A 22,221-nucleotide genomic window follows, 5' to 3' on the forward strand; every position below is an offset into this window, starting at 1 on the left:
CTGTGTTGAAGGGTTATCCAGCATCAGGTTACCGCGGCAATAGCTGCGTAGTAGTCTCGCGATAAACCGGCTGCCGAACGCGCTGAGTCGTTGAATGGTGGCTTAATCGACCCTGCAAAATGCTGGTTAACCAGGCTTCGCCAGCGTTCCGGCGGGTCGATACCTTCCGATTCTGCGTGTGCGACGAAATGCCTTGTACCGATGGCGACGTGGCGAATTTCATCGTCAAGAATGCGTGCGAGGATTTTCGCGCCGCCGATATCGCCCTGCGCCCGTACGCGTGCGAGCATGGCGGGAGTAACATCGAGCCCGCGCGCCTCGAGCACCATCGGCACCACCGCAAGCCTCGCGCCGACATCGTGCCGGGTCCTGCGAGCCGACTCCCACAAGCCTGCATGGGCGGGCAGCGCGCCGTAATAGGTACCGAGCGACGCCAGCTTCCGTTCGAGCAGTGCGAAGTGCATCGCCTCGTCCGCCGCGACGCTTAAAAAATCGTCGATAAAACTGCGAGGCATCGCCGCGCCGAACCGTCCGACCATATCGAGCGCGAGGTCGATCGCGACGAACTCGATATGCGCCAGCGAATGCCACAGCGCGATCCGCCCCTTGAGCGAGCCTCCCCTGCCGCGCTTGGGCATGGCCGAAGGCGCCAGGAGCTCGGGCCGCGCAGGGCGGGCCGGCGCATCGGGCATTTCCACATCGAACACGGGTGCGAGGCGTCCCAACCGCCAGTCGCGCGCGACCTGTCGTGCGGCGAACACCTTGGCGCGCGCCGGACCGGTGAGCAGCGCGGCGCGGATTGCGCGGGCCAGGCTGGTACGTTCGCCCTCGCTCACAGAGCCTGTGCGGCGGCGAGCACTTCTTCGGCGTGGCCCTTCACCTTCACCTTGGGCCAGGTGCGCACAATCTTGCCGTCGGCATCGAGCAGGTAGGTACTGCGGACCATGCCCATGTAGGTCTTGCCGTACATCTGCTTTTCGGCCCACACGCCCAGCTCGTCCGACAACCCGCCCTCTTCCGCATCGGTCGCGAGGTCGACCGTCAGATCGTGCTTGGCGATGAAGTTCTGGTGCTTCTTGGTCGAATCCTTGCTGATCCCCAGCAAGGCGACGCCCGCCTTCTCGAATGCGCCCTTCAGCGCGGAAAAATCCTTCGCTTCGGTGGTGCAGCCGGGCGTGTTGTCCTTGGGGTAGAAGAACAGCACCGCCTTGCGCCCCCGATAGTCGGAGGGCTTCACCTCTTCGCCGTCGTGCCGCACCATCGCGATATCGGGCAACGTGTCGCCTTCGCTCACGCTCATCTGTCGATCTCCAGTTTCTCGTCGAATATAAGCTGCCAGACTTGCGCGACCTCCTGCCGTGCCTCGTCCACCCGGCGCAAGAGCGCATCGGTGTCGGCACACCCGCACGCCTCCGCCAGAACCGCACCCGCATCGCCGGGAGGGACCGAAAGATCGGGCGCCAGCAGGCGCGCGGCGACGATCAGGCGGGTCAGGAAGTCGTGCGCTTCGCAAAATGCCTGCGGCAGCGTGCCCGCGTGGACCAGCGTCGCGCACGCTTTTGCCAGCCGCGGGTCGAGCGCGATGTGATCGCGCAATTGCAGAAAATGGAGAATGAACTCGATATCGACCAGCCCGCCGCGCATCAGCTTCACATCGAGCACGCCCTTCGCGGGTTTGTGGCGGGCCATCTCGGCGCGCATTTTCAGCACATCCTCGCGCAAGGACACCGGATCGCGCGGAGCGAGCAGCACTTCGCGGATGATGTCGTCCACATCGGCGCGCGCCGCGAAGGAACCTGCGACCACGCGCGCGCGCGCCAGTGCCATATGCTCCCAGGTCCAGGCCGATTCGCGCTGGTAGCGGGCAAAGCTCTCGACGCTCACGGCCAGCGGCCCCTGTGCGCCTTGCGGCCTTAGCCTGGTGTCCACCTCGTAAAGTGGCCCTTCGGCAGTCGGCACGCTCAACGCCGCGCCCACTCTTTGAGCGAGGCGGTTGTAATAGCGCGTGGCACTCATCGGTCTCTCGCCATCGCTTTCCGCCGCGTGATCGCCGGTGAACAGGTAGATGATGTCGAGGTCGGAGGCATGGGTCAGCGCCTCGCCGCCCAACCGGCCGAGGCCGAGGATCACCATCTCGCTGCCGTCGATCGTGCCGTGCGTCTTGGCGAACTCGGCGACGGTCCCGGCCAGCGCGGTCTGCAACGCCGCCTCTGCGACAATCGCGAAACCGTGGGCGATGTCCAGCGGATCATGCGTCCCGCTGATAAGCTGCACGCCTAGCGCGAACCGCGCTTCGCCCGTCACCACCCTGATCCGGTCGAGCAAGGCCTCGTAATTCCCGCGCGGTTCGGCACGCTGCATCGCGCGCTGGAGGGCGGGCACACTCTCGGGCAGGTCGTGCGCCGAACGGTCGATCAGCGCATCGAACAGCGCCGGTCGCCGTGCGAGATCGTCTGCGAGCGGCGGCGCCAGCGTGACGATGGCCATCAGCTGTTCGAGCAGGCCGGGCCGCGCCTCCAGCAATCGGAACAGGTTGATCCCGCTCGGCAAGGCCTCCAGCAGCCGCTCCAGCCGCACGATCGCACGATCGGGCTCCTGCGACTGCCCAAGCGCCGCCAGCAGGGGCGGCAGGATGCGGCGGAAGGCAGTTTGCGCATCGGTGCCGCGCAGCGCGCGGTACCGGCCGTCGAGCCAACCCGTCACCCGCGCGGACATCTCCTCAGCGTCGGGAAGCGGGCTCGCCGCGACCAGTTCGCTGACCGGGCGATCCCTCGCATCGCCGCTCTCGCTCGACTGGAGCAGCCGGTCGAAAGCCTGCTCGGCGGCGGCGATGTGCGGCTCCAGATCGGCCAGCAGCGCCGCGCCATCGGCAAAGCCATCGAGACGCGCGAGCCGTTCGAGTGCGTCGCCGTCGGGGATCTCGTGCGTCTGCCGGTCTTCGAGCATCTGGATGCGGTGTTCCACGACCCGCAGCCGGGCATAGGCAGCGGCGAGCCGATCCGCCGTTTCCCCCTCCACCAGCCCCGCCCGCGCGAGCGCCTGCAGCGCCGCGCGCGTGTCGCTGCTACGCAATTTCGGATCGCGGCCGCCATGGATCAGCTGGTGCGTCTGGGCGAAAAACTCGATCTCACGAATGCCGCCGCGTCCGCGCTTCAGGTCGAAACCCGGGCCGAGCTTCGTTTCGCCAGTGTAAGCCTCACGAATCCGCACGCGCAGCTGCGCGATGTCGTCGATTGCGCCGAAATCGACGCTGCGCCGCCACACGAAAGGCCGTATGCTCGCAAGGAAACGCTCGCCCCGGGCAATATCGCCCGCCGCAGAGCGCGCGCGGATGAAGGCGGCGCGTTCCCACGGCAGCGCGGCGCTTTCGTAATGCGAAGCCGCTGCGTTGACCGAGACCGCCAGCGGCGTGATCTCCGCCGCCGGGCGCAGCCGCAGGTCGACACGGAACACGTAGCCTTCCTCTGTATGGTCGGACAGCAGGCGTACGATATCGCGCGCCATGCGCTGCGCGGTTTCGGGCGGCGTGGAGCGCTCCCCCGATACGAGCACGTCCGGGTCGAACAGCAGGATCGGGTCGATGTCCGAACTGTAATTCAGCTCGCACGCCCCATGCTTGCCCAGCGCGAGCGCGAAGAAGCCGTCGGTGCTGTCTATCCCGGTGCGCACCCTCTCCGCCTCGGCGATCGCGCGGCCCAGAGCATCGTCGGCAAAGGCGGACAGGCGGCTCATCACATCGTCGAGCGTGAAGGCCCCGGCCAGATCGCCGATCGCCAGCGTCAGCGCGAGCGCCAGCCTTTCGCGGCGCAGCGCGACCCCAACCTCGGCCCCGTCGCCCGCGTGCGCGCAATAGTCGAACGCCGCCTCGGCATCGCCCGCCGCCAGCAACGCGGCAAGGTCGGGCAGCCGGTCGAGGCAGCGTGCGAGGAACGGCGCGTTGTCGCGCGCCCGCTCGATAGCATTGGTCCAATCGCCTGGCATTGCTCCGCCCTGCCTGCGCGGCGGCGGCGTGGCAAGCGCGCTCCCTTGCCCTTGGGGCCAGGGTTTGCAACAAGCGCGGCAACGCCCAATCCCCGGAGACTTCTGTGATGAAACGCATTCTTGCTGCGGCCACGCTCGCCCTAACCCTCGCCGGTTGCGATGCCGCCGCGCTGTCGGGCGGTGGCGACGACGATACCGCGCTCGACATTCCCGAAGTCGCCGATGGCGATATTTCCGCAGCCACGATGATGGATGTGACGCGCGAGCTTTCGACCGACGAATACGAAGGCCGCATGCCCGGCACCAAGGGCGGCGAGATGACCGTCGAATATCTCAAGAAGCGGTTCGAGGAAGCCGGATTGAAGCCCGGCAATAACGGATCGTGGACGCAGGACGTGCCGCTGATCGAGATTACCGGCAGCGATTTCGAGCCGCTCACCATCTCGGGCGGCAAGGGCGAACCGATGGCGTTCGACTACGGCAAGGACTGGGTCGGCGTCAGCTATCGCGACACGCCGAAAACCGACCTCGCCGACAGCGAGCTGGTGTTCGTAGGCTACGGCATCAACGCGCCCGAGAAGGGCTGGAACGACTACGAAGGCATCGACATGAAGGGGAAGACTGCGGTCATCCTCGTCAATGATGCAGATTTCGGGGCCGAGGATCTCGAAGGGCCGTTCAACGGCAAGGCGATGACCTATTACGGGCGCTGGACCTACAAGTATGAAGAGGCCGCCCGCCAAGGCGCTGCCGCGGCGCTGATCATCCACGAGACCGAACCGGCTTCCTACGGCTGGAACGTCGTCGAAAGCAGCTGGTCGGGCCCGCAGGCCTATCCGCAGCGCGGCGAGGATGCGCCCATGCCGACGGAGATGAACGGCTGGATCCAGAACTCGGTCGCCGAGAAGATCTTCAAATCGGCAGGCAAGGACCTCGGCAAGCTCAAGGAAGCCGCGCGCAAGGAGGGCTTCAAGGCTGTCCCGCTCGGGGTCGAGGCATCCACCAGCTTCGACAACGCGACGCGCAAATACATGTCGCAGAACGTGATCGGCATCCTGCCGGGCACCAAGCGCCCCGACGAATACGTGCTCTACACCGCGCACTGGGATCACCTTGGACGCTGCACGCCCGCCGACGACGGCGACGACATCTGCAACGGCGCGGTCGACAATGCCACCGGCACCGCCGCGCTGGTCGCGCTCGCGGAAGCGAACGCGAAAGCCGGCGCAGCGGATCGCAGCATGGTGTTCCTGGCCGTGACGGCGGAAGAGCAGGGCCTGCTCGGCTCCGCCTATTACGCGTCGAACCCGGTCTTCCCGCTCGACCAGACGGTCGGCGGGGTGAACATGGACGCCTTCCTGATCGCCGGGCCGAGCAAGGATGTGACCGTGGTGGGCCCGGGCAAGTCGCAGCTCGACAAGTTCCTCGACGCCGCGCTGAAGGCCGATGGCCGCGTCGCCACGCCCAATCCCGCGCCCGAGGCAGGTTACTACTACCGGTCCGACCACTTCTCTTTCGCCAAGCAGGGCGTGCCGATGCTCTATATCGACGGCGGCGAAGACCTGGTCGAGGGCGGTCGCGACGCGGGCGAGGCGGTGTCGAAGGATTACCGCGACAACCGCTATCACGGGCCGAAAGACGAGTTCGACGAGAACTGGGACTGGTCGGGCGTGATGGCCGACCTGCAGCTCTATTACCGGCTCGGACGGATGATGGCGATGTCGACCAGCTGGCCAAACTGGGTCGATGGCGACGAATTCCGCGGCATCCGCGACGAAAGCTGCGCCGCCACCAACAAGGGTTGCTGATTGTCCGCGGAGCGAGCGCATGACCGGCGTGGGTAAGGTGCGGCTGCCCGCCGAATGGGCTCCGCAAGAGTGGCTGTGGATCGGCTTCCCGCACGATCCCGACGAATGGGGCGGCGCGCTCGCGCAGGCGCAGGAGGAGATCGCAGGCTTCGCCAATGCGGTCGCCGAAAGCGGGCAGGAGGTTCGCCTGTTGGTGCGCAATGCGGCGAACGAGAAGCGCGCGCGGGCGCTGGTAAGTGGGGCGGTTACGCTGGAACGGCGGACCTATGGCGATGTATGGCTGCGCGATACCGGTCCGATCGTTGTAGATCGTGCGGGCAAACGTTCCGCCGTCCGTCCCGGCTTTAACGGCTGGGGCGACAAGTACCTGATGGCGGGCGACGAGAGTATTGGCGCCGAACTGGCGGAGGAGGCGGGTTTGGCGCTCGACCAGCCGGACTGGGTACTCGAAGGCGGGGCCATAGACACCAACGGCCGGGGTACGGTGCTGACGACAGAGCAATGCCTGCTCAACCCCAACCGCAATCCCCAGCTAAGCCGCGAGGAGATCGAAGCGCGGCTCGCAAGCGACCTCGGACTGACCAGGGTGGTGTGGCTTGGCGAGGGGCTGCTCAACGATCACACCGACGGGCATGTCGACAATCTGGCGCGCTTCGTGTCGGAAGATACCGTGGCGCTCGCCGAACCCGCAGGCGCTCACGATCCGAATCGCGAAGTCTATCAGGACGCGAAGGCCCGGCTCGAAACCGCAGGTCTTACTGTCGCCGCGATCCCCTCTCCCGGCCTCGTCACGCGAGGCGACTGGGTCGAACCGGCGAGCTACGCCAATTTCCTGATCGCCAACGCGATCGTCGCTGTGCCGACCTTTGGCGTGCCGCAGGACGAAGACGCTGTGGCCGCGATCGACGCGCTATTTCCCACCCGCACCGCCATCGGCCTGCCGATGCTCGGCGTTCTTGCGGGTGGTGGGGGCTTTCACTGCGCCAGCATGCAGATGCCGGCAGACCGGTAAGAATTTGTTTACCCGGGGGCGCGAGACTGTAGGCCATGGCCCGCGCTATCGCCCTCACCCGACGGATCGAAACGCTCGACATGGCGCGCACGATCATCGTGAGCACCTGTGCGATTGCGCTGATCGTGGCGGAACGCTTCGTACCGTTCGGCTGACGCCTCAGAGCGCCAGCTTTGCGAGCGCGGCCAGCGCAGCAGCTCCCAGAACCAGCCCCACGAAAATCCGCCACGCGCGGTCCGACACATGGCCATCCGCCTTGCGACCAAGCCACGTGCCGAAGATAACCATGGGCAGCAGCATCGCCCCCAGGATCGCGAGCCGCCAGTGCATCCGGCCAAGCGCCACGCCCGACCCGATTCCGATCGCGGCGGCAAAGGTGAAGATCAGGATCATCGAACTCTTGGCAACCTGGCGAGGGATCGCCCGCCCGACGTAATAAGGCACAACCGGCGGCCCGGGCATGCCGGCGAAACCGGTCAGGATGCCGGATGCGGCGCCCGTCAGTCCGGTCGTTACGATGCCCGGCTGTTCGGGTTCGCGAACGGGGAACAGAATCGCGAAGAACGCCGACAATGCCACCAGCGCGATCAGCAGGCGCGCAATGTCGGGCGGAGTTGCCGCCAGCAGTGCGAGGCCCGGCAGCGTCGTCACCAGCACCACCGCGATGATCGTCCACACGCTGCGCTCCGCCTCGCGCAGCAGGCGCGGCAGTTCGAGCCCGCCGATCAGCAGCGCGACCACATTGGTGGTCAGCACCGCCTCCACCGGGGTTAACGCCAGCGCCAGCACCGGCACGAGGATGATCGCGAGGCCGAAACCCGCCAGCCCGCGAATGAACGCCGCGACCAGCCCCGTGGTCAGCGCCGCCGCTAGCTGCAGCAGGGTAAATCCGGTGAGAATTTCCAGCGGATCAGCCTTGTCTGAGGTCCGGCGGGGTCGCCTCTGCGCGGAGCATGTCGATCGCTTCGTCGAGACTCATCACGCGCTGGTCCTTCTCGCCTAGCGTGCGCACCGCGACGGTGCCTTCCTCCGCCTCGCGCTTGCCGACCACCAGCAGGTGCGGAACCTTCGCAAGGCTATGCTCGCGCACCTTGTAGTTGATCTTCTCGTTGCGCAGATCGCTGTCGACGCGGATGCCCGCGGCTTCCAGCTTGGCCACCGCTTCCTTCGCGTAATCGTCTGCATCTGAAACGATCGTCGCGACCACCGCCTGCACCGGCGCGAGCCACACGGGCAGACGCCCGGCGAAGTGTTCGATCAGGATGCCGATGAAGCGCTCGTACGAACCGAAGATCGCGCGGTGGAGCATGACCGGGCGATGCTTCTCGCCATCCTCACCGATATAGGTCGCATCGAGCCTTTCGGGCAGCACGCGGTCGCCCTGGATCGTGCCGACCTGCCAGGTACGGCCGATCGCGTCGGTCAGGTGCCATTCGAGCTTGGGCGCGTAGAACGCACCTTCGCCCGGCAATTCTTCCCAGCCATAGGCTTCGTTCGCCATGCCAGCCTCGGCCACCGCGTCGCGCAATTCCTGCTCGGCACGATCCCAATCGGCATCCGAGCCCAGCCGCTTCTCGGGCCGCAGCGCCAGCTTGATCTCGTACTTGAAGCCGAAGTCGCGATAGACCTGGTCGGCCAGTTTGCAGAAGGCGCGTACCTCTTCGACCACCTGCGCTTCGGTGCAGAAGATGTGCGCATCGTCCTGCGTGAACTGGCGCACGCGCATCAGCCCGTGGAGCGCGCCGTGCGGTTCGTTGCGGTGGCAGCAGCCCATCTCGCCCAGCCGGATCGGCAGGTCGCGATAGGAGGTGATGCCCTGCTTGAAGACGAGAACGTGCGCCGGGCAGTTCATCGGCTTCAATGCCATCCAATCGGCGTCCTTGGAGACGAGGTCGCCCTCATCGTCGGTGTTGGGCACCTCGTCGGGGATGACGAACATGTTCTCGCGATACTTGCCCCAGTGGCCCGACTGCTCCCACTGGCGCGCGTCCATCACCTGCGGGGTCTTGATCTCGCGATAGCCCGCACCGTCCATCTTTCGGCGCATGTAAGCTTCCAGCTGGCGCCAGATACGATAGCCGTTGGGGTGCCAGAAGACGCTGCCGTGCGCCTCTTCCTGCAGGTGGAACAGGTCCATCTCGCGGCCCAGCTTGCGGTGGTCGCGCTTGGCGGCTTCTTCCAGCCGCGTCAGGTGGGCGTTGAGCTGCTTCTTGTTGAGCCAGCCGGTGCCGTAGATGCGCGTCAGCTGCGCATTCTTCTGGTCGCCGCGCCAGTAGGCACCCGCGACGCGCATCAGCTTGAACGCCTGCGGATCGAGCTTGCCCGTGCTTGCAAGATGCGGGCCGCGGCACATGTCGAGCCAGTCGTCGCCCGACCAGTAGACGGTCAGTTCCTCGTCCTCGGGCAGTTCGCGCGCCCATTCGGCCTTGAACGTCTCGCCGTCGGACTCCCACTTCTCGATAAGCTGCTCGCGGGTCCAGACTTCGCGCTTGAGCGGCTTGTCGGCCGCGATGATGCGGCGCATCTCCTCCTCTATCGCGGGGAGGTCGTCCATGCTGAACGGGTCGCGGCTCTCGGGGGCCTTCACGTCGTAGTAGAAGCCGTCGTCGGTCGCCGGGCCGAAGGTGATCTGCGTGCCTGGCCACAGGCTCTGCACCGCCTCTGCCAGCACGTGCGCATAGTCGTGGCGCGCGAGTTCGAGCGCGTCTTCCTCGTCGCGGCTGGTCACCAGTGCAAGTTCGCTGTCGCAGTCGAAGGGGCGGTTGATGTCGCGCAGTTCGCCGTTCACGCGCGCAGCAAGCGCCGCCTTGGCGAGGCCGGGGCCGATCGCCGCGGCAACGTCCGCCGGGCTGCTGCCGGGTTCCATCTCGCGCACCGATCCATCGGGCAGGCTGATCTTGAGCAGTTCGGTCATTGTCTCTCGTCCGTCCGTGCCCCTCTTTTGTGAAGTTCGGGGCTCGCGCGCGCCATTGCATAGCAGCGCGCGCGGGTGAAGCGGCGTTTGCGGGAAGATCCGGTTCGGGAGGAAACGCCACCGCCCGAACCGGGCGGCGACGGTCGCGTCACGCAGCGACCGACCGCCCCCGGTTGCCCGAGGTGGTGGTAGTCGATGTGGTCGTGACGGGAAGCCTGCGCATGGCGCCAATATAGCGAGGACCGCCGAATTGGCCAGCCCGCGTATCATGGCAAGCTCGCTTTCTTTTATGGAAAGTGTGGTTGACATATCGCTTCGAGGGTGTATGACAAGGGTACTTTCCAACCGTTCAAGGAGCCTTGTCCATGAAAGCCTACCGTCCCTACCTCTGGGCCCTGTTCGTCCTTACCGTCGCCGTGCTCAACATCCTCGACGTCCTGCCCGACTGGACGACCTTTGCCGCCATCCTCACGCTGCCCGCACTTTCGGCATGGAACTGCCTAAGCCGCCGCGACAGCACCTCCCACGCTGCTGGCTGATCGCAGCCACGCAATCGGACCTATCGAAAGGAAACCGACCAATGAAACGCACAATCGCCATCTCGCTCGCATGGGCCGCCGCAGTGATCGGCATCGCCGCCGCTGGCCGCAGCGACCTGATCCCCGCCGACAATGCCCAGATGCTGGTCATCGTAATGCCCGCCCTTGCTGTCGCGACCATCGCGGCGGTCTCGCAGAAGGCACGCTGCGGGGGGCGGGCATGACCGGCGCCGCTCGCACCTCGCGCCCCGGACTGTGGGGCGGCCTGATGATCGGGACCGCCGCCGTCATCCTGGCACTCAAGTCCAGTGGGGCGATCAACGGGCCGACCGCCTATATCCTGACAATCATCCCGATCGCCTTCATGTTCGTGACCGCACGTTCGCTGGCAAGCGCGCGCAATCCCGCCTGCGGACCGGCGGGGAACCGCGCCGCGCGCCGCTACACCATGGGCATGATGGCGACATCCATCGCCTATATGCTCGGGCTGGGTATCGCGATCTGGACGTTCAACAACCTCGAGCCTTCCGTCACGGTCACCTGGGGTCTGGCGATGCTCCCCATCGCGCCGATCCTCGCAATGATATACGTCATGGGACGCTATATCGTGGAGGAACAGGACGAATACCTGCGCCATCGCGCGATCATCGCATCCCTGATCGGTCTTGGCTTCGTCCTCGCCATCGGCAGCTTCTGGGGCTTCCTCGAAACCTTCGAGCTGGTGCCGCACGTGCCCGGCTGGTGGGCGGTGCCGATCTGGGCGATGGGCATGGGGCTGGGCCAGGCCTGGCAGAGCATGGGCCAGAAGATGGACTCGTCCGATGAAGAATAGGCTCAAGGTCCTGCGCGCCGAGCGCAATTGGAGCCAGCAGGCCCTCGCCGACGAACTGGGCGTCAGCCGCCAGAGCGTCAACGCCATCGAGACCGGTCGATACGACCCGTCTCTCCCCCTCGCCTTCCAGATTGCCGAGGTGTTCGACCTCGCCATCGAAGAGATTTTCCTGCGGGACTGACCCCGCAACATAACCAAGGACCAATCCGATGAAACGCATTCAATCGGCCCTCGTGGCCGGAACCCTTTCGCTCGCCTGCATTGCACCTCTCATGCCCGCCGCTCAGGCCCATGCACAGGAAGCCACAATCACCCAGCCCGAGGCGCTGCACGATCACATTCGCACCCGCCTTTATGGCGACACCGGGCCGGTCGTCGTACTGATCCCCGGCATGTCGACCCCGGCCGAGGTGTGGGATGGCACGGTCGCCTCTCTGATCGCCGATCATCGCGTGCTCACGGTCGAAGTGCGCGGCTTCGCCGGAGAGCGGGGCACGGCCAACGAGAGTGCGGGCGCGATCGACGGGATCGTCGCGGACATCTCTACCGATCTCGCCGCCCGCAATCTCGGCTCCGCCACCATCGTCGGCCACAGCCTTGGCGGGCTGATCGCGATGGAGTTCGGGCTGGCCCATGCGGAGCAGGCGAAGAGCCTCGTCATCCTCGATTCGCTGCCCTTCTTCGGGATGGTCTTCGCGCCCGACATGACGCTGGAGAAGGTCGAGCCGCAGGCAAAGCAGATGCGCGACATGATGATCGCCGGAGCCGAGCAGATGCGCGCGGCAGGCCTTGCGAACACCACCAGCGGCGCAGGAGCGGCGGGCATGTCGATCGACGAGGCAACCCGCGTGCGGATCGCGAACTGGTCGCTCGACGCCGAGCCGCTGGCCGTCGCCGAGCTGGTGTACGAAGACGCGACAACCGACCTGCGCAGCGAGATCGCGGGCCTCAAGATGCCGGTCACGGTCGTTCATATGGCCAACGGCGAGTACCGCGAGATGGCTATCGAACGCTACGCGACCGACTATTCCGCGCTACCCGGCGTACGCCTCGTCCCGGTCGACAACTCGCTGCACTTCGTCCAGCTCGACCAGCCGGAGATCGTCCGCGCAGAAATCCGCGCGGCCGCTACCGAATAGCTGACCCTACCCCTTGGCGAGCGTGTTCGACCCGAGCGCGCTCGCCATCTTATGCGTACCGCCCAGCGCAGTGCTGCGCTGGCGAACACCCGAGACGAAGCGCCATTCGCAGCTCGCCGTCTGCGGGGTCAATTCCACCGCCATGTAGCCCCGCCGCGAGGTGTCCGCCCATTGCAGCTGCGGATTGGCATCGACCAGCGCGCGTTCCAGAAACGGCGTCGGGATCTGCGGGAGATAGCCTTCGAAGCCAGGCGATGTGACCGAGGACACGCCGAACTCGACACCAACCGGCGCCCCGTCCTGCGCAAGGTCGAACGCCCAGCCGTTGTGCGTGTCGCCAGCCAGCACCACCAGATTGGCATCGGCGGCCAGCGCCGCGTCGAACACCCGCTTGCGCGCGGCGGGATAGCCATCCCACGCGTCCATGTTGAACGGAATGCCCGCCGCAGCGGCCATCGATCCCGCCACCAGTCGCTGGCGCAGCGCATCGGGCATCGACTTGGGCAGCGCGTCCGCCAGCCCGGTCGGCGTGTTGAGGTTGCCCATCAGTACCTGCTGCACCAGCACCTGCCAGTGCGTGCCGCTGCGGGTCGAGGCCTTGAGCCCATTGGCCAGCCATGCCTCCTGCGCGGCGCCCATCATCTGGCGCGACGGATCGGCCCACGCGCCATCGTGGAACGCTTTCAGCGCAGCCATCATCTCGTCCGGGGTCGACTTGCCCGCCAGCACCTTCGCCACATCGAGCTGCTCGGATCGCGCGGTCAGCCGCGTTTCAAGCCGGAACAAAGTCGCAAGATCGCCGACCTGATAGGCCTTCCACGGATCGTCCGAGACCGGCAGCCACTCACGATAGGCGCGCATCGCGGCGGCCTTGCGCGCGTCCCACGGCCCTTCGGTTTCGGGCTGGTGGTTCTGCGCGCCGCCTTCCCATGAATCGTTCGCGGTTTCGTGATCGTCCCACACGAGGATCATCGGGTAAAGTTGGGTCAGCCGCTGCAAGTCGGGGTCGGCGCGATAGGTCGCGTGGCGCAGGCGGTAATCGGCCAGCTGCACGATCTCGTTCTCGGGCGCATCTATCCGGCCCGGCACGATCTGGTCGGGCGTCGGGTAATGCTGCGCATCGTATTCGTAGTAATAGTCGCCCAGGTGGACGAGCAGGTCGAGGTCGTTCGCCTCCGCCGCGTGGCCATAGGCGTTGAAATAGCCGAAACCGAGGTTGGAGCAGGAGAACACGCCCATCCGGAACCGGCCGGTCGGCCCCTGCGGCAGCGTGCGCGTGCGCCCGATGTCGGACTTCGAGCCATCGGGGCCGACGAAGCGGTAATAGTACCAGGAATCGGGATCGAGGCCGGTCACCTGCGCTTTGGCGCACCAGTCCTTCTGCGGCGAAACGACGGTTTCGCCCTCGGCCAGAACCCGGCCGAAATCGGCGCTGGCGCTGACCTGCCACGCCAGCTTCGCGTCGTTGCTGCCGACGAAGCGCGTCCACAGTAGCACGCCATCCTGGCTCGGTTCGCCGCTCGCGACCCCGTGCGTAAAGCCCTTCGCGCCGACCTGTGCAGACAGCGGCATCGCCACGAGCCCTGCACCCAGGATACCGCCAGCAAGCACGCTGCGACGATCGAGTTGGAGAAGCGAGCGCGAGCGCGACTCGGTGGCGGGCGGGGGTGCGAGAAGGTTGCTCATGACGCGCGCTTATGGCCCTTGCATGAAAATACCGAGACGCTGCGCGCCCCAATTGCCTGACACACCTGACACAGTGTTCAGGGGCGAAAAAGTCCGTCCTCGCAGGCCAAGCGCGATTGCGGGCCGGATTGGCGGAAAAAGAAGGCTTCCGACGCCCAGAAGGCAGTTTCTAGCAAGTCTGCACCGGGTAGGAAATTCTCCGCCTGCGGCCACGCCTCGCGCGCATTTACAGCGCTCTGTCCGCGCCGTACTCCATCCCGCGATGACCGACTTCTTCGAAATGCCCGATGGCCGCAGGATCGCCTATCGACTTGCCGAGGGCGCCGCGAGCGGCAAGCACGCGCCGACCATCGTCTTCCTGCCCGGCTACATGTCCGACATGGCCGGATCGAAGGCGACCGCGCTGTTCGATTGGGCACAAGCGAACGGCCATGCCTGTCTGCTGCTCGACTATTCGGGCTGCGGAGAGAGTGATGGCGATTTCGCCGACGGTACGCTTTCGCGCTGGCGTGACGAGGTGCTCGCACTCATCGCGGCGAAGCTCGATGGGCCGGTAGTGCTCGTCGGCTCTTCGATGGGCGGCTGGCTGATGCTGCTCGTGGGCCTTGCCCTGGGGGAACGCCTGGTCGGCATGGTCGGCATCGCCGCCGCGCCCGACTTTTCCGACTGGGGCTATTCGGCAGAGCAGAAGGCCATCCTCGAAGCGGGTCGGACCGTGCTGGAGGATAACCTCTACGGCCCCGAACCGACCCCGACCTATACGACCTTCTGGGCCGACGCGCAGGCGCAGCGCCTGCTGGGTGCGCCGATCGCGATCGACTGCCCCGTCACCCTGCTGCACGGCCAGCGCGATGCGGATGTTCCGTGGGAGACCAGCCTGCGGCTCGCCGACCGGCTCGATTCCGCCAAGGTACTGGTTCAACTCGTAAAGGATGGCGACCATCGCCTGTCGCGCGCCGAAGACGTCGCGCGGCTGCTGGCCATCGTCGGGCAGCATCTACTGGGCGCATGAAGGGTGCGGTGATCCTTGCGGGCACCCGTGCGACCTTCTAACGGCGGCGATGGAGAGGCGGTGCCGTAACGGCGCCGACGCACAACTGACGGCCCGAAAGACCGGGCGCGCAAGACAGGACCGATACATGGCAGCCGACCACAGGCAGTCCGAAGCCGACTTGTTGCAGCAACTGGCCACGCGCATGCGCGAATCGCTGCTGCCCGTCGACCAGCCTTTCGCCAACGGCGATCTTGAACAGGCGGCGGCGCTGGTGCTGGAAACCGCGACCCGCAGGACGGCAGGCGAACCCGCGATCTCGATCACCGACGGCGCGCACGGATCGGGCGAAGGCCGCCGAAAGCTGCGCATGGCGATCGTCAACGACGACATGCCTTTCCTGGTCGATTCGATCTCTTCGCAGATTGCCGATTTCGGCCTCTCGATCGATCGGCTGGTGCACCCCGTGCTGCGCGTGCGGCGCGATGGCGACGGCGAGCTCCAGAGCCTGCCGGGCAAGGACAGCGGTGCGCCCCGCGAGTCGATGATCTACCTCGAAACCGAGTATGCCGAGGCTGCGGCGCGCAAGGAGCTGGAAGAGGGGCTGCGCGCCACGCTGGGCGATGTGCGTGCGGCGGTGGAAGACTGGTCCGCGATGCGCAAGGCGATGCAGGCCGACGCGCAGTCGCTCGACGACAAGGAAGGGGCAAGCCTGCTCGAATGGCTGAGCGGAGGGATGCTCACCCAGCTTGGCCACATGGTCCGCTATCGCGACGGGCGAGAGGCCCACGCGCTGGGCATCTGTCGGGCGAGCGCGCGCGAAATCCTTGCCGATGAATCCTTCCGCCGCGCCTTTGCATGGTTCGACGATCCGCAGAACGCCAATGCGCGCGTACCGCTGATCGTCAAGGCGAACCACGTTTCCAACGTCCATCGCCGCGTACCGCTCGACCTGTTCCTGGTGCCGGTGCGCGAAGGCGGCGAGATCGTCGGCCTGTCGGTTCACGCCGGGATCTGGACCAGCGCCGCGCTGGCGACCGATCCGCACGGCGTGCCGCGCCTGCGCCGCCAGCTGGGCGAACTGATGGACCAGCTCGATTTCGATCCCGATGGCCACGCGGGCAAGGCGCTGGTCCACGCGCTCAGCGCGCTGCCGCACGATCTGGTGATCGGCTTCCGCGACGAAGACGTACGCCGGGTGGCGACCACCACCATGAGCCTGACCGACCGACCGCGCCCCCGGCTCGCGCTGGTCGAGGCACCGCTGTCGCGCCACCTGTTCGCCTTCGTCTGGCTGCCGCGCGATACGATGTCGACGCAGGTACGCCAGCAGGTGCAGGCGCTGCTCGAGGAAAGCACCGGGTCGAGCCTCCTCGACTGGAGCGTCGAGATCGAAGGCGGCGCGCTCGCGCTGATGCGCTTCGTGCTCGATTTCCGGAAGAGCAAGACGCGCTACAACGAAAGCGATCTGGAAACCCGCCTGCAGGAAATGCTGCGCGTGTGGGCCGAGGCGGTCGAGACCGAGCTGTCCAAGCTGGTCGATCACGACGACGCCGCCACGCTCGCGCGGCGCTATGCCGACCACTTCCCCACCTATTACCGTGCCAGCAGCGGCGCGGAGGAAGCCTCGCGCGACATTCTCCGACTGCGCGATCTGGGTAGTCCGCTGGGCGACGATGCGACGGGTGAAACCGCGCGCGGAGTGCGCCTGCGCCGCAATACGGTGGAGGGTGCCACGCATCTTCGCCTGAAGATCTACCAGCACGAAGGCCAGCTGCCGCTGTCCGAGGCGGTGCCTGCGCTGGAGAATTTCGGCCTCAAGACGATCACCGAGATTCCGACCCCGCTGTCCGACGGCGACTTGGGCACGATCCACGATTTCCAGTGCAACCTCGGCCCCGGCGTCGATCCCGCGGACCTGCTGGCACGCGCGCCGGCCATCGAGGATGCGATCGCGGCGGTACTCAACGGCTATGCGGAGGACGATTCGTTCAACCGGCTGGTGCTCGACACCGGACTGGGCGCGCGCGAGGCGGAGTGGCTGCGGGCGATCTATCGCTACCTGCGGCAGACCGGGATGGGCTTCACCATCTATACCGTGGTCGATGCGCTGGCCAACGCGCCCAAGGTGACGCGCGCGCTGATCGACCTGTTCGTCGCGCGCCACGATCCGGCGTTCGAAGGCGACCGCGAGAAGGCCGAAAAGGACGCACAGGCTGCGATCAAGGATGGGCTGCACTACGTTTCCGCGATCAACGACGATCGCCTGCTGCGCCTCTACCGCAGCGTGATCGAGGCGATGCTGCGCACCAACGCCTTTGCGCTGCATCCCGACATCGCGCTCTCGTTCAAGTTCGACTCGGCAAAGGTACCGGGCCTGCCCAAGCCGATCCCGTTCCGCGAAATCTTCGTCTATTCGCGCCGGGTCGAGGGCATCCATCTGCGCTCCGGCCCGGTCGCGCGCGGCGGGCTTCGCTGGTCCGACCGGCGCGACGACTTCCGCACCGAGGTGCTCGGCCTGATGAAGGCGCAGCGCGTGAAGAACGCGGTGATCGTGCCGACGGGCGCGAAGGGCGGGTTCTATCCCAAACAGTTACCCGATCCCGCGGCGGATCGCGACGCCTGGTTCGCCGAGGGTAAGGCGAGCTACCAGGTCTTCATCCGCAGCCTGCTGTCGATCACCGACAACATCGTCGGCGACGAGGTGGTCCACCCCGAGGGTGTGCGGATTCTCGACAATCCCGACCCCTACTTCGTGGTCGCGGCGGACAAGGGCACAGCGAGTTTCTCCGACGTGGCCAACGCCATCGCCGAGAGCCGCGACTTCTGGCTCGACGATGCCTTCGCCAGTGGCGGCAGCCACGGTTACGATCACAAGGCGATGGGGATCACCGCGAAGGGCGCGTGGGTCTCGGTCCAGCGGCACTTCGCCGAAATGGGCGTCGACGTGCAGACCGAGCCGACCAAGGTCGTCGGCTGCGGCGACATGTCGGGCGACGTGTTCGGCAACGGCATGCTGCTGTCGAAGGCGATCAAGCTGGTCGCCGCGTTCGATCATCGGCACATCTTCATCGATCCCGATCCCGATCCGGCGAAAAGCTGGGAAGAGCGCAAGCGTCTGTTCGACCTGCCCCGCTCCAGCTGGGACGATTATGCCAAGGATCTGATTTCCAAGGGCGGCGGGGTATTCGCGCGCACTGAGAAGTCGATCACGCTGTCGAAGGAAGCACGCTCCGCGCTGGGCGTCGACCAGTCCGAATTCGACCCCGAAACGCTGATCTCGGCTATCCTCAAGGCGCCCGCCGACCTGCTCTGGTTCGGTGGCATCGGGACGTACGTGAAGGCCGAGCGGGAGAACAACATCCAGGTCGGCGACCCCGCCAACGATGCGCTGCGCGTCAACGGCGAAGACCTGCGCGCGAAGGTGATCGGCGAAGGCGCCAACCTCGGCGTCACGCAGGCGGGCCGGATCGAATTCGCGCTCCACGGCGGGCGCCTCAACACCGACTTCATCGACAACTCCGCAGGTGTCGACTGTTCGGATAACGAGGTGAACATCAAGATCGCGCTCGCCGCCGCGCGCCGCGCCGATCTGCTGACCGAGGAAGAGCGCAACGAACTGCTCGCCTCGATGACCGAAGAGGTCGGGGCGATCGTGCTGGAAGACAACCGGCTCCAGGCGCTCGCCATTTCGATCGCCGAACAGGGCGGCGAAGCGGCAACCGCTTCGACCATCCGCCTGATCGAGACGCTGGAAGATGCAGGCATGCTCGACCGGCGGACCGAAGGCATTGCCGATAACGAGACGTTCACCCGCCGCGCGGGCGAAGGCATCGGCCTGACCCGGCCCGAACTCGCGGTGCTGCTGTCGAGCGCCAAGCTGACCTTGCAGGATGCGATCGAGGCGGGCGGGCTGCCCGACGATCCGACGCTGGAAAGCACGCTGTTCCAGTACTTCCCCGTCCCCTTGCGCGAGAAATACGCCGAGCAGATCAGCCAGCACCGGCTGCGGACGGAGATCATCGCGACCGATCTCGCCAACCGGATCGTCAACCGGATGGGCATGGTCCATCCGTTCGAACTGGCGGAAGAAGAAGGCGTGGGCCTGAACGAGGTCGCCAGCGCCTTCGTCACGGCGGATCGCCTGCTCGACATCCAGAGCATCTGGGATGCCCTCGATGCCAGCGAAATGCCCGAGAAGACCCGCCTTCTCCTGTTCGACAGGGTGGCAACCGCGATGCGAATCCAGATGGCCGACGCAATCCGCGTGTGCGGTTCGTCCGCGCCGAGCGAGATCGTGGAGGAGCTGCGCCCCGCGCTCGACGCGCTCAACCAGGGCACCGTCGATCTGCTCGCCTCGGAAACGCGCCAGCGCTCTGCCAAGATGCGTGCCGAGTTCGCCAAGGCCGGTGCGCCCGAAGACGTCGCCGCGCAGGTCGCGCACCTGTTCGATATCGACGGCGGGATCGGGATTGCGCGGCTCGCCAGCGATCTTGGTATCGAACCGCGCAGCATGGCCAAGGCGTTCACCGATCTGGGTGCGCAGCTCGGGCTCGACTGGGCGCAGGGCACGGCCGCGCTGATGTCTCCCTCCGATGTGTGGGACCGTTTGCTGGTCGCCGGGCTCGCCCGCGATTTCCAGCAGATGCGGCTCGATTTCCTGCGCCGGGTCTGCGAGCCCTCGCAAGGCAAGGATGGCAAGGCATGCCAGAACGTCGAAACCTGGGTGGAAAAGCACGAATCCGCGGTCAAACAGTTCCGGTCTATGATCCGCCGCGCGCAGGCGCAGAATCCGGTCGCTCCGGCAACGCTGGCGCAGATCGCCATCCAGGCGCGAAACCTGCTGAGCCGGTGACGGAGGTGATCGCCGGATGAGCTTTGCCGATGTCCTGATTGTCGGTGGCGGGCACGGCGGCGCGCAGGCGGCGCTGGTGCTGCGGCAGCGCGGGTTCGAAGGCCGCGTGACGATGGTGACGCGCGAGACCTTCCCGCCCTACGAGCGCCCGCCGCTCTCCAAGGACTATCTTGCGGGCGACAAGCCCTTCGAGAAAATCCTGATCCGCCCGGAAAGCTTCTGGAGCGATCGCGATATCGAGCTGCGCACCGGCAACGCCGTTGTCGCGATCGACCCGCAGGCGCGCAGCGCCGAGCTGGGCGACGGCACGCGTCTCGACTATCACTCGCTAATCTGGGCTGCGGGGGGCGACCCGCGCAGGCTTCCGTGTTCCGGCGCGGACCTGAACGGGGTCCACTCGATCAGGACGCGCGGCGATGCCGACAGGATTCGCGCGCAGATCGACACCGGCGTGAAGCGCGTGGCGGTGATCGGCGGCGGTTATATCGGGCTGGAAGCCGCGGCGGTGTTTCGCAAGATGGGCCTGCCGGTGACCGTGATCGAGCGGATGGACCGCGTGCTCAATCGCGTCGCGGGGCCTGAACTTTCGTCTTTCTACGAGGCCGAACATCGCCGGCAAGGCGTCGAACTGATGCTGGATCACACGGTCGAGGCGCTGGTCGGCGACGACAATGGCCAGGTGCGCGCCGTCTCGCTGGCCGATGGCCGCGAGGTGGAGGCCGATCTGGTCATCGTCGGCATCGGGATCGTCCCCGCGGTCGGCCCGCTGCTGGCAGCGGGTGCGGCGGGCACCAATGGCGTCGACGTGGACGATTTCTGCCGCACCAGCCTCGACGATACCTACGCGATCGGCGACTGCGCGGCGCATTCCAACCCCTATGCGGACAACCGGGTGATCCGCCTCGAATCGGTGCAGAACGCCACCGATATGGCCAACACCGTCGCCAGGCATCTGACCGGCGAGCGCGAGCGGTACAACACCGTCCCTTGGTTCTGGTCCAACCAGTACGACCTGCGCCTGCAGACGGTCGGCTTTTCGAGCGAGGACGATGACTGCATCGTGCGCGGAGACCCGGACAGCCGGAGTTTTTCTGTGGTCTACCTGCGCGAAGGCCGCGTCGCCGCGCTCGACTGCGTCAATGCGACGCGCGACTATGCGCAAGGGCGGCGGCTGATCGAGGCGCGCAGCGAGCCAGATCTCGATGCGCTCGCCGATCCCGAGATTGCGCTGAAGAGCCTTCTATAACTTTCGAACCCGCTCGCCCTGAGCCTGTCGAAGGGCCGTACTCCTTCTGCGTAGTCTGAAGAAAGGGAGGACGATCCTTCGACAGGCTCAGGATGAGCGGACTTATGAGGATGGTACGAGTCGGCGTGCCGCCCACTCCGCTGCCTCCGCCACCACCGGATCGGGATCGCCTCGCAGCAGCTCGACCTGCGCCAGCAACCCTGCCTCCCCGCTATTGCCCGCAGCAATCAGGCAATTCCTCACGAACCGGTCGCGCCCGATCCGCTTGATCGGCGACTTGCTGAACAGCGCGCGAAAGCCTGCATCGTCGAGTTGGAGCAGGTCGGCGAGGCGCGGCCGCGTCAGCTCGGCGCGCGGCAGGAAGGCCTTGTTCGTGGCAGCGCTCTTGGCGAACTTGTTCCACGGGCATACCGCTAGGCAATCGTCGCAGCCATAGATGCGGTTGCCCATCGCCTCGCGGAATTCTTCAGGGATCGGGCCGTCGTGCTCAATCGTGAGGTAGGAAATGCAGCGCCGCGCATCGATCCGGTAGGCGTGGGGGAAGGCCTGCGTGGGGCACGCATCCTGGCACGCGCGGCACGATCCGCAGCGGTCCTCGTGCGGGCCATCGGGCACGAAAGGCAGCGTGGTGTACATCGCGCCGAGGAACAGCCAGCTGCCGTGTTCCATGCTGACGAGATTGGTGTGCTTGCCCTGCCAGCCGACGCCTGCACGCTGCGCCAGCGGTTTTTCCATCACCGGCGCGGTGTCGACGAACAGCTTCAAACGCGCCTCACCCAGCCCGCGCCTATCCGCTTCGGCGACCATCCAGCGGGCGAGCGCCTTCAGCGCTTTTTTCAGGACGACATGGTAATCCTGCCCGCGCGCGTAGGCGGAAATGCGGGCGTGGTCCCTCGGCTCGGCTTCTTCCAGCGGATCGGTGGCAGGGGCGTAGTTCATCCCCAGCGCGATCACGCTGCGCGCGGCGGGCCACATGCTCTGCGGGCCGGATCGTACCGCAGGCTCGCGCTCGATCCATCCCATTGTGCCGTGGTGCCCCGCCTCCAGCCATGCGGTGAGCCGCTCCGCCATCACCGGATCGTCGTGCGCATCGGCAAAGCCGACGCTGGCAAAGCCGAGTTCGCGCGCGCGTTCGACGAGGTCGCTTTGCAATCCGTCGATTTCGGCGCGGTGGGGGGTGGACAAGGCTTGCTCCGGGACGCGCGGCACGGCACGCTG

General features: G+C 66.3%; 17 protein-coding genes. 10 read left to right on the forward strand and 7 right to left on the reverse strand.

Annotated elements, in window-relative coordinates; all coding sequences use genetic code 11:
- Nucleotides 1-23 precede the first annotated feature (23 nt).
- The 3 genes from AAG591_RS14925 to AAG591_RS14935 are packed head-to-tail and all read right to left on the reverse strand — an operon-like array spanning nucleotide 24 to nucleotide 3,981.
- On the reverse strand, nucleotides 24-836 hold the full coding sequence (locus tag AAG591_RS14925; RefSeq protein ID WP_342532242.1) for a ferritin-like domain-containing protein: 813 nt from the start codon (nucleotides 834-836) through the stop codon (nucleotides 24-26).
- Entirely contained in the window at nucleotides 833-1,300 is a 468-nt protein-coding gene (locus AAG591_RS14930; protein ID WP_342532243.1) for a peroxiredoxin, read from the reverse strand. Before AAG591_RS14930 ends, AAG591_RS14925 begins: the two co-directional genes overlap by 4 nt.
- Nucleotides 1,297-3,981: a bifunctional [glutamine synthetase] adenylyltransferase/[glutamine synthetase]-adenylyl-L-tyrosine phosphorylase gene (locus AAG591_RS14935; RefSeq protein WP_342532244.1), complete on the reverse strand. Its 2,685-nt coding sequence runs from the start codon at nucleotides 3,979-3,981 to the stop codon at nucleotides 1,297-1,299. Before AAG591_RS14935 ends, AAG591_RS14930 begins: the two co-directional genes overlap by 4 nt.
- A gap of 107 nt (nucleotides 3,982-4,088) precedes the next feature.
- On the opposite strand from AAG591_RS14935, the gene AAG591_RS14940 reads away from it, so the two are divergent.
- On the forward strand, nucleotides 4,089-5,789 hold the full coding sequence (locus AAG591_RS14940; protein WP_342532245.1) for a M28 family metallopeptidase: 1,701 nt from the start codon (nucleotides 4,089-4,091) through the stop codon (nucleotides 5,787-5,789).
- Between the two features lie 19 nt (nucleotides 5,790-5,808).
- Nucleotides 5,809-6,801, forward strand: coding sequence for an agmatine deiminase family protein (locus tag AAG591_RS14945; protein ID WP_342532246.1), 993 nt, complete (start codon nucleotides 5,809-5,811; stop codon nucleotides 6,799-6,801).
- A gap of 159 nt (nucleotides 6,802-6,960) precedes the next feature.
- Here the strand turns inward: AAG591_RS14945 and AAG591_RS14950 are convergent, their stop codons facing one another.
- Both AAG591_RS14950 and thrS read right to left on the reverse strand, forming a co-directional pair.
- Nucleotides 6,961-7,707 (reverse strand): sulfite exporter TauE/SafE family protein, encoded by a 747-nt coding sequence (locus tag AAG591_RS14950; RefSeq protein WP_342532300.1) that lies wholly within the window; start codon nucleotides 7,705-7,707, stop codon nucleotides 6,961-6,963.
- 4 nt (nucleotides 7,708-7,711) lie between these two features.
- Nucleotides 7,712-9,715: a threonine--tRNA ligase gene (gene thrS / locus AAG591_RS14955; RefSeq protein WP_342532247.1), complete on the reverse strand. Its 2,004-nt coding sequence runs from the start codon at nucleotides 9,713-9,715 to the stop codon at nucleotides 7,712-7,714.
- 365 nt (nucleotides 9,716-10,080) lie between these two features.
- Between thrS and AAG591_RS14960 the strand changes: the two genes are divergently transcribed.
- The 5 genes from AAG591_RS14960 to AAG591_RS14980 are packed head-to-tail and all read left to right on the forward strand — an operon-like array spanning nucleotide 10,081 to nucleotide 12,225.
- The gene (locus AAG591_RS14960; RefSeq protein WP_342532248.1) at nucleotides 10,081-10,254 is read left to right on the forward strand and encodes a hypothetical protein; all 174 of its coding nucleotides are present in this window, start codon (nucleotides 10,081-10,083) and stop codon (nucleotides 10,252-10,254) included.
- Between the two features lie 41 nt (nucleotides 10,255-10,295).
- Nucleotides 10,296-10,478 carry a hypothetical protein gene (locus tag AAG591_RS14965; RefSeq protein WP_342532250.1) on the forward strand — a complete coding sequence of 61 codons (183 nt, stop codon included), beginning with the start codon at nucleotides 10,296-10,298 and terminating at the stop codon, nucleotides 10,476-10,478.
- Nucleotides 10,475-11,086 carry a hypothetical protein gene (locus tag AAG591_RS14970; RefSeq protein ID WP_342532251.1) on the forward strand — a complete coding sequence of 204 codons (612 nt, stop codon included), beginning with the start codon at nucleotides 10,475-10,477 and terminating at the stop codon, nucleotides 11,084-11,086. Before AAG591_RS14965 ends, AAG591_RS14970 begins: the two co-directional genes overlap by 4 nt.
- Nucleotides 11,076-11,267 carry a helix-turn-helix transcriptional regulator gene (locus AAG591_RS14975; protein WP_342532252.1) on the forward strand — a complete coding sequence of 64 codons (192 nt, stop codon included), beginning with the start codon at nucleotides 11,076-11,078 and terminating at the stop codon, nucleotides 11,265-11,267. The genes AAG591_RS14970 and AAG591_RS14975 overlap by 11 nt, the downstream gene beginning before the upstream one ends.
- A gap of 28 nt (nucleotides 11,268-11,295) precedes the next feature.
- Nucleotides 11,296-12,225: an alpha/beta fold hydrolase gene (locus AAG591_RS14980; RefSeq protein WP_342532254.1), complete on the forward strand. Its 930-nt coding sequence runs from the start codon at nucleotides 11,296-11,298 to the stop codon at nucleotides 12,223-12,225.
- Nucleotides 12,226-12,231: 6 nt separating this feature from the next.
- Here AAG591_RS14980 and AAG591_RS14985 read toward each other — a convergent pair whose 3' ends face one another.
- Nucleotides 12,232-13,911 carry an alkaline phosphatase D family protein gene (locus AAG591_RS14985; protein ID WP_342532256.1) on the reverse strand — a complete coding sequence of 560 codons (1,680 nt, stop codon included), beginning with the start codon at nucleotides 13,909-13,911 and terminating at the stop codon, nucleotides 12,232-12,234.
- Between the two features lie 262 nt (nucleotides 13,912-14,173).
- On the opposite strand from AAG591_RS14985, the gene AAG591_RS14990 reads away from it, so the two are divergent.
- The 3 genes from AAG591_RS14990 (at nucleotide 14,174) to AAG591_RS15000 (ending at nucleotide 21,003) form a co-directional block, all read left to right on the forward strand.
- On the forward strand, nucleotides 14,174-14,923 hold the full coding sequence (locus AAG591_RS14990; protein WP_342532257.1) for an alpha/beta fold hydrolase: 750 nt from the start codon (nucleotides 14,174-14,176) through the stop codon (nucleotides 14,921-14,923).
- A gap of 127 nt (nucleotides 14,924-15,050) precedes the next feature.
- Complete coding sequence (locus tag AAG591_RS14995; protein ID WP_342532258.1) at nucleotides 15,051-19,757, forward strand: NAD-glutamate dehydrogenase; 4,707 nt, start codon at nucleotides 15,051-15,053, stop codon at nucleotides 19,755-19,757.
- A 16-nt stretch (nucleotides 19,758-19,773) separates the two neighbouring features.
- Complete coding sequence (locus AAG591_RS15000) at nucleotides 19,774-21,003, forward strand: NAD(P)/FAD-dependent oxidoreductase (RefSeq protein ID WP_342532259.1); 1,230 nt, start codon at nucleotides 19,774-19,776, stop codon at nucleotides 21,001-21,003.
- A 102-nt stretch (nucleotides 21,004-21,105) separates the two neighbouring features.
- Here the strand turns inward: AAG591_RS15000 and queG are convergent, their stop codons facing one another.
- Nucleotides 21,106-22,188 carry a tRNA epoxyqueuosine(34) reductase QueG gene (gene queG / locus AAG591_RS15005; protein ID WP_342532260.1) on the reverse strand — a complete coding sequence of 361 codons (1,083 nt, stop codon included), beginning with the start codon at nucleotides 22,186-22,188 and terminating at the stop codon, nucleotides 21,106-21,108.
- Between the last annotated feature and the right edge of the window lie 33 nt (nucleotides 22,189-22,221).

Source organism: Citromicrobium bathyomarinum (assembly GCF_038594485.1).
Taxonomy (GTDB): Bacteria; Pseudomonadota; Alphaproteobacteria; order Sphingomonadales; family Sphingomonadaceae; genus Alteriqipengyuania; species Alteriqipengyuania bathyomarina_A.

Excerpts from the sequence above, each read along its gene's own strand:
- AAG591_RS14930 (WP_342532243.1), bottom strand. The coding sequence starts at position 1,300 with ATGAGCGTGAGCGAAGGCGACACGTTGCCCGATATCGCGATGGTGCGG.
- AAG591_RS14935 (WP_342532244.1), bottom strand. The coding sequence starts at position 3,981 with ATGCCAGGCGATTGGACCAATGCTATCGAGCGGGCGCGCGACAACGCG.
- AAG591_RS14940 (WP_342532245.1), top strand. The coding sequence starts at position 4,089 with ATGAAACGCATTCTTGCTGCGGCCACGCTCGCCCTAACCCTCGCCGGT.
- AAG591_RS14945 (WP_342532246.1), top strand. The coding sequence starts at position 5,809 with ATGACCGGCGTGGGTAAGGTGCGGCTGCCCGCCGAATGGGCTCCGCAA.
- thrS (WP_342532247.1), bottom strand. The coding sequence starts at position 9,715 with ATGACCGAACTGCTCAAGATCAGCCTGCCCGATGGATCGGTGCGCGAG.
- AAG591_RS14960 (WP_342532248.1), top strand. The coding sequence starts at position 10,081 with ATGAAAGCCTACCGTCCCTACCTCTGGGCCCTGTTCGTCCTTACCGTC.
- AAG591_RS14965 (WP_342532250.1), top strand. The coding sequence starts at position 10,296 with ATGAAACGCACAATCGCCATCTCGCTCGCATGGGCCGCCGCAGTGATC.
- AAG591_RS14970 (WP_342532251.1), top strand. The coding sequence starts at position 10,475 with ATGACCGGCGCCGCTCGCACCTCGCGCCCCGGACTGTGGGGCGGCCTG.
- AAG591_RS14975 (WP_342532252.1), top strand. The coding sequence starts at position 11,076 with ATGAAGAATAGGCTCAAGGTCCTGCGCGCCGAGCGCAATTGGAGCCAG.
- AAG591_RS14980 (WP_342532254.1), top strand. The coding sequence starts at position 11,296 with ATGAAACGCATTCAATCGGCCCTCGTGGCCGGAACCCTTTCGCTCGCC.
- AAG591_RS14985 (WP_342532256.1), bottom strand. The coding sequence starts at position 13,911 with ATGAGCAACCTTCTCGCACCCCCGCCCGCCACCGAGTCGCGCTCGCGC.
- AAG591_RS14990 (WP_342532257.1), top strand. The coding sequence starts at position 14,174 with ATGACCGACTTCTTCGAAATGCCCGATGGCCGCAGGATCGCCTATCGA.
- AAG591_RS14995 (WP_342532258.1), top strand. The coding sequence starts at position 15,051 with ATGGCAGCCGACCACAGGCAGTCCGAAGCCGACTTGTTGCAGCAACTG.
- AAG591_RS15000 (WP_342532259.1), top strand. The coding sequence starts at position 19,774 with ATGAGCTTTGCCGATGTCCTGATTGTCGGTGGCGGGCACGGCGGCGCG.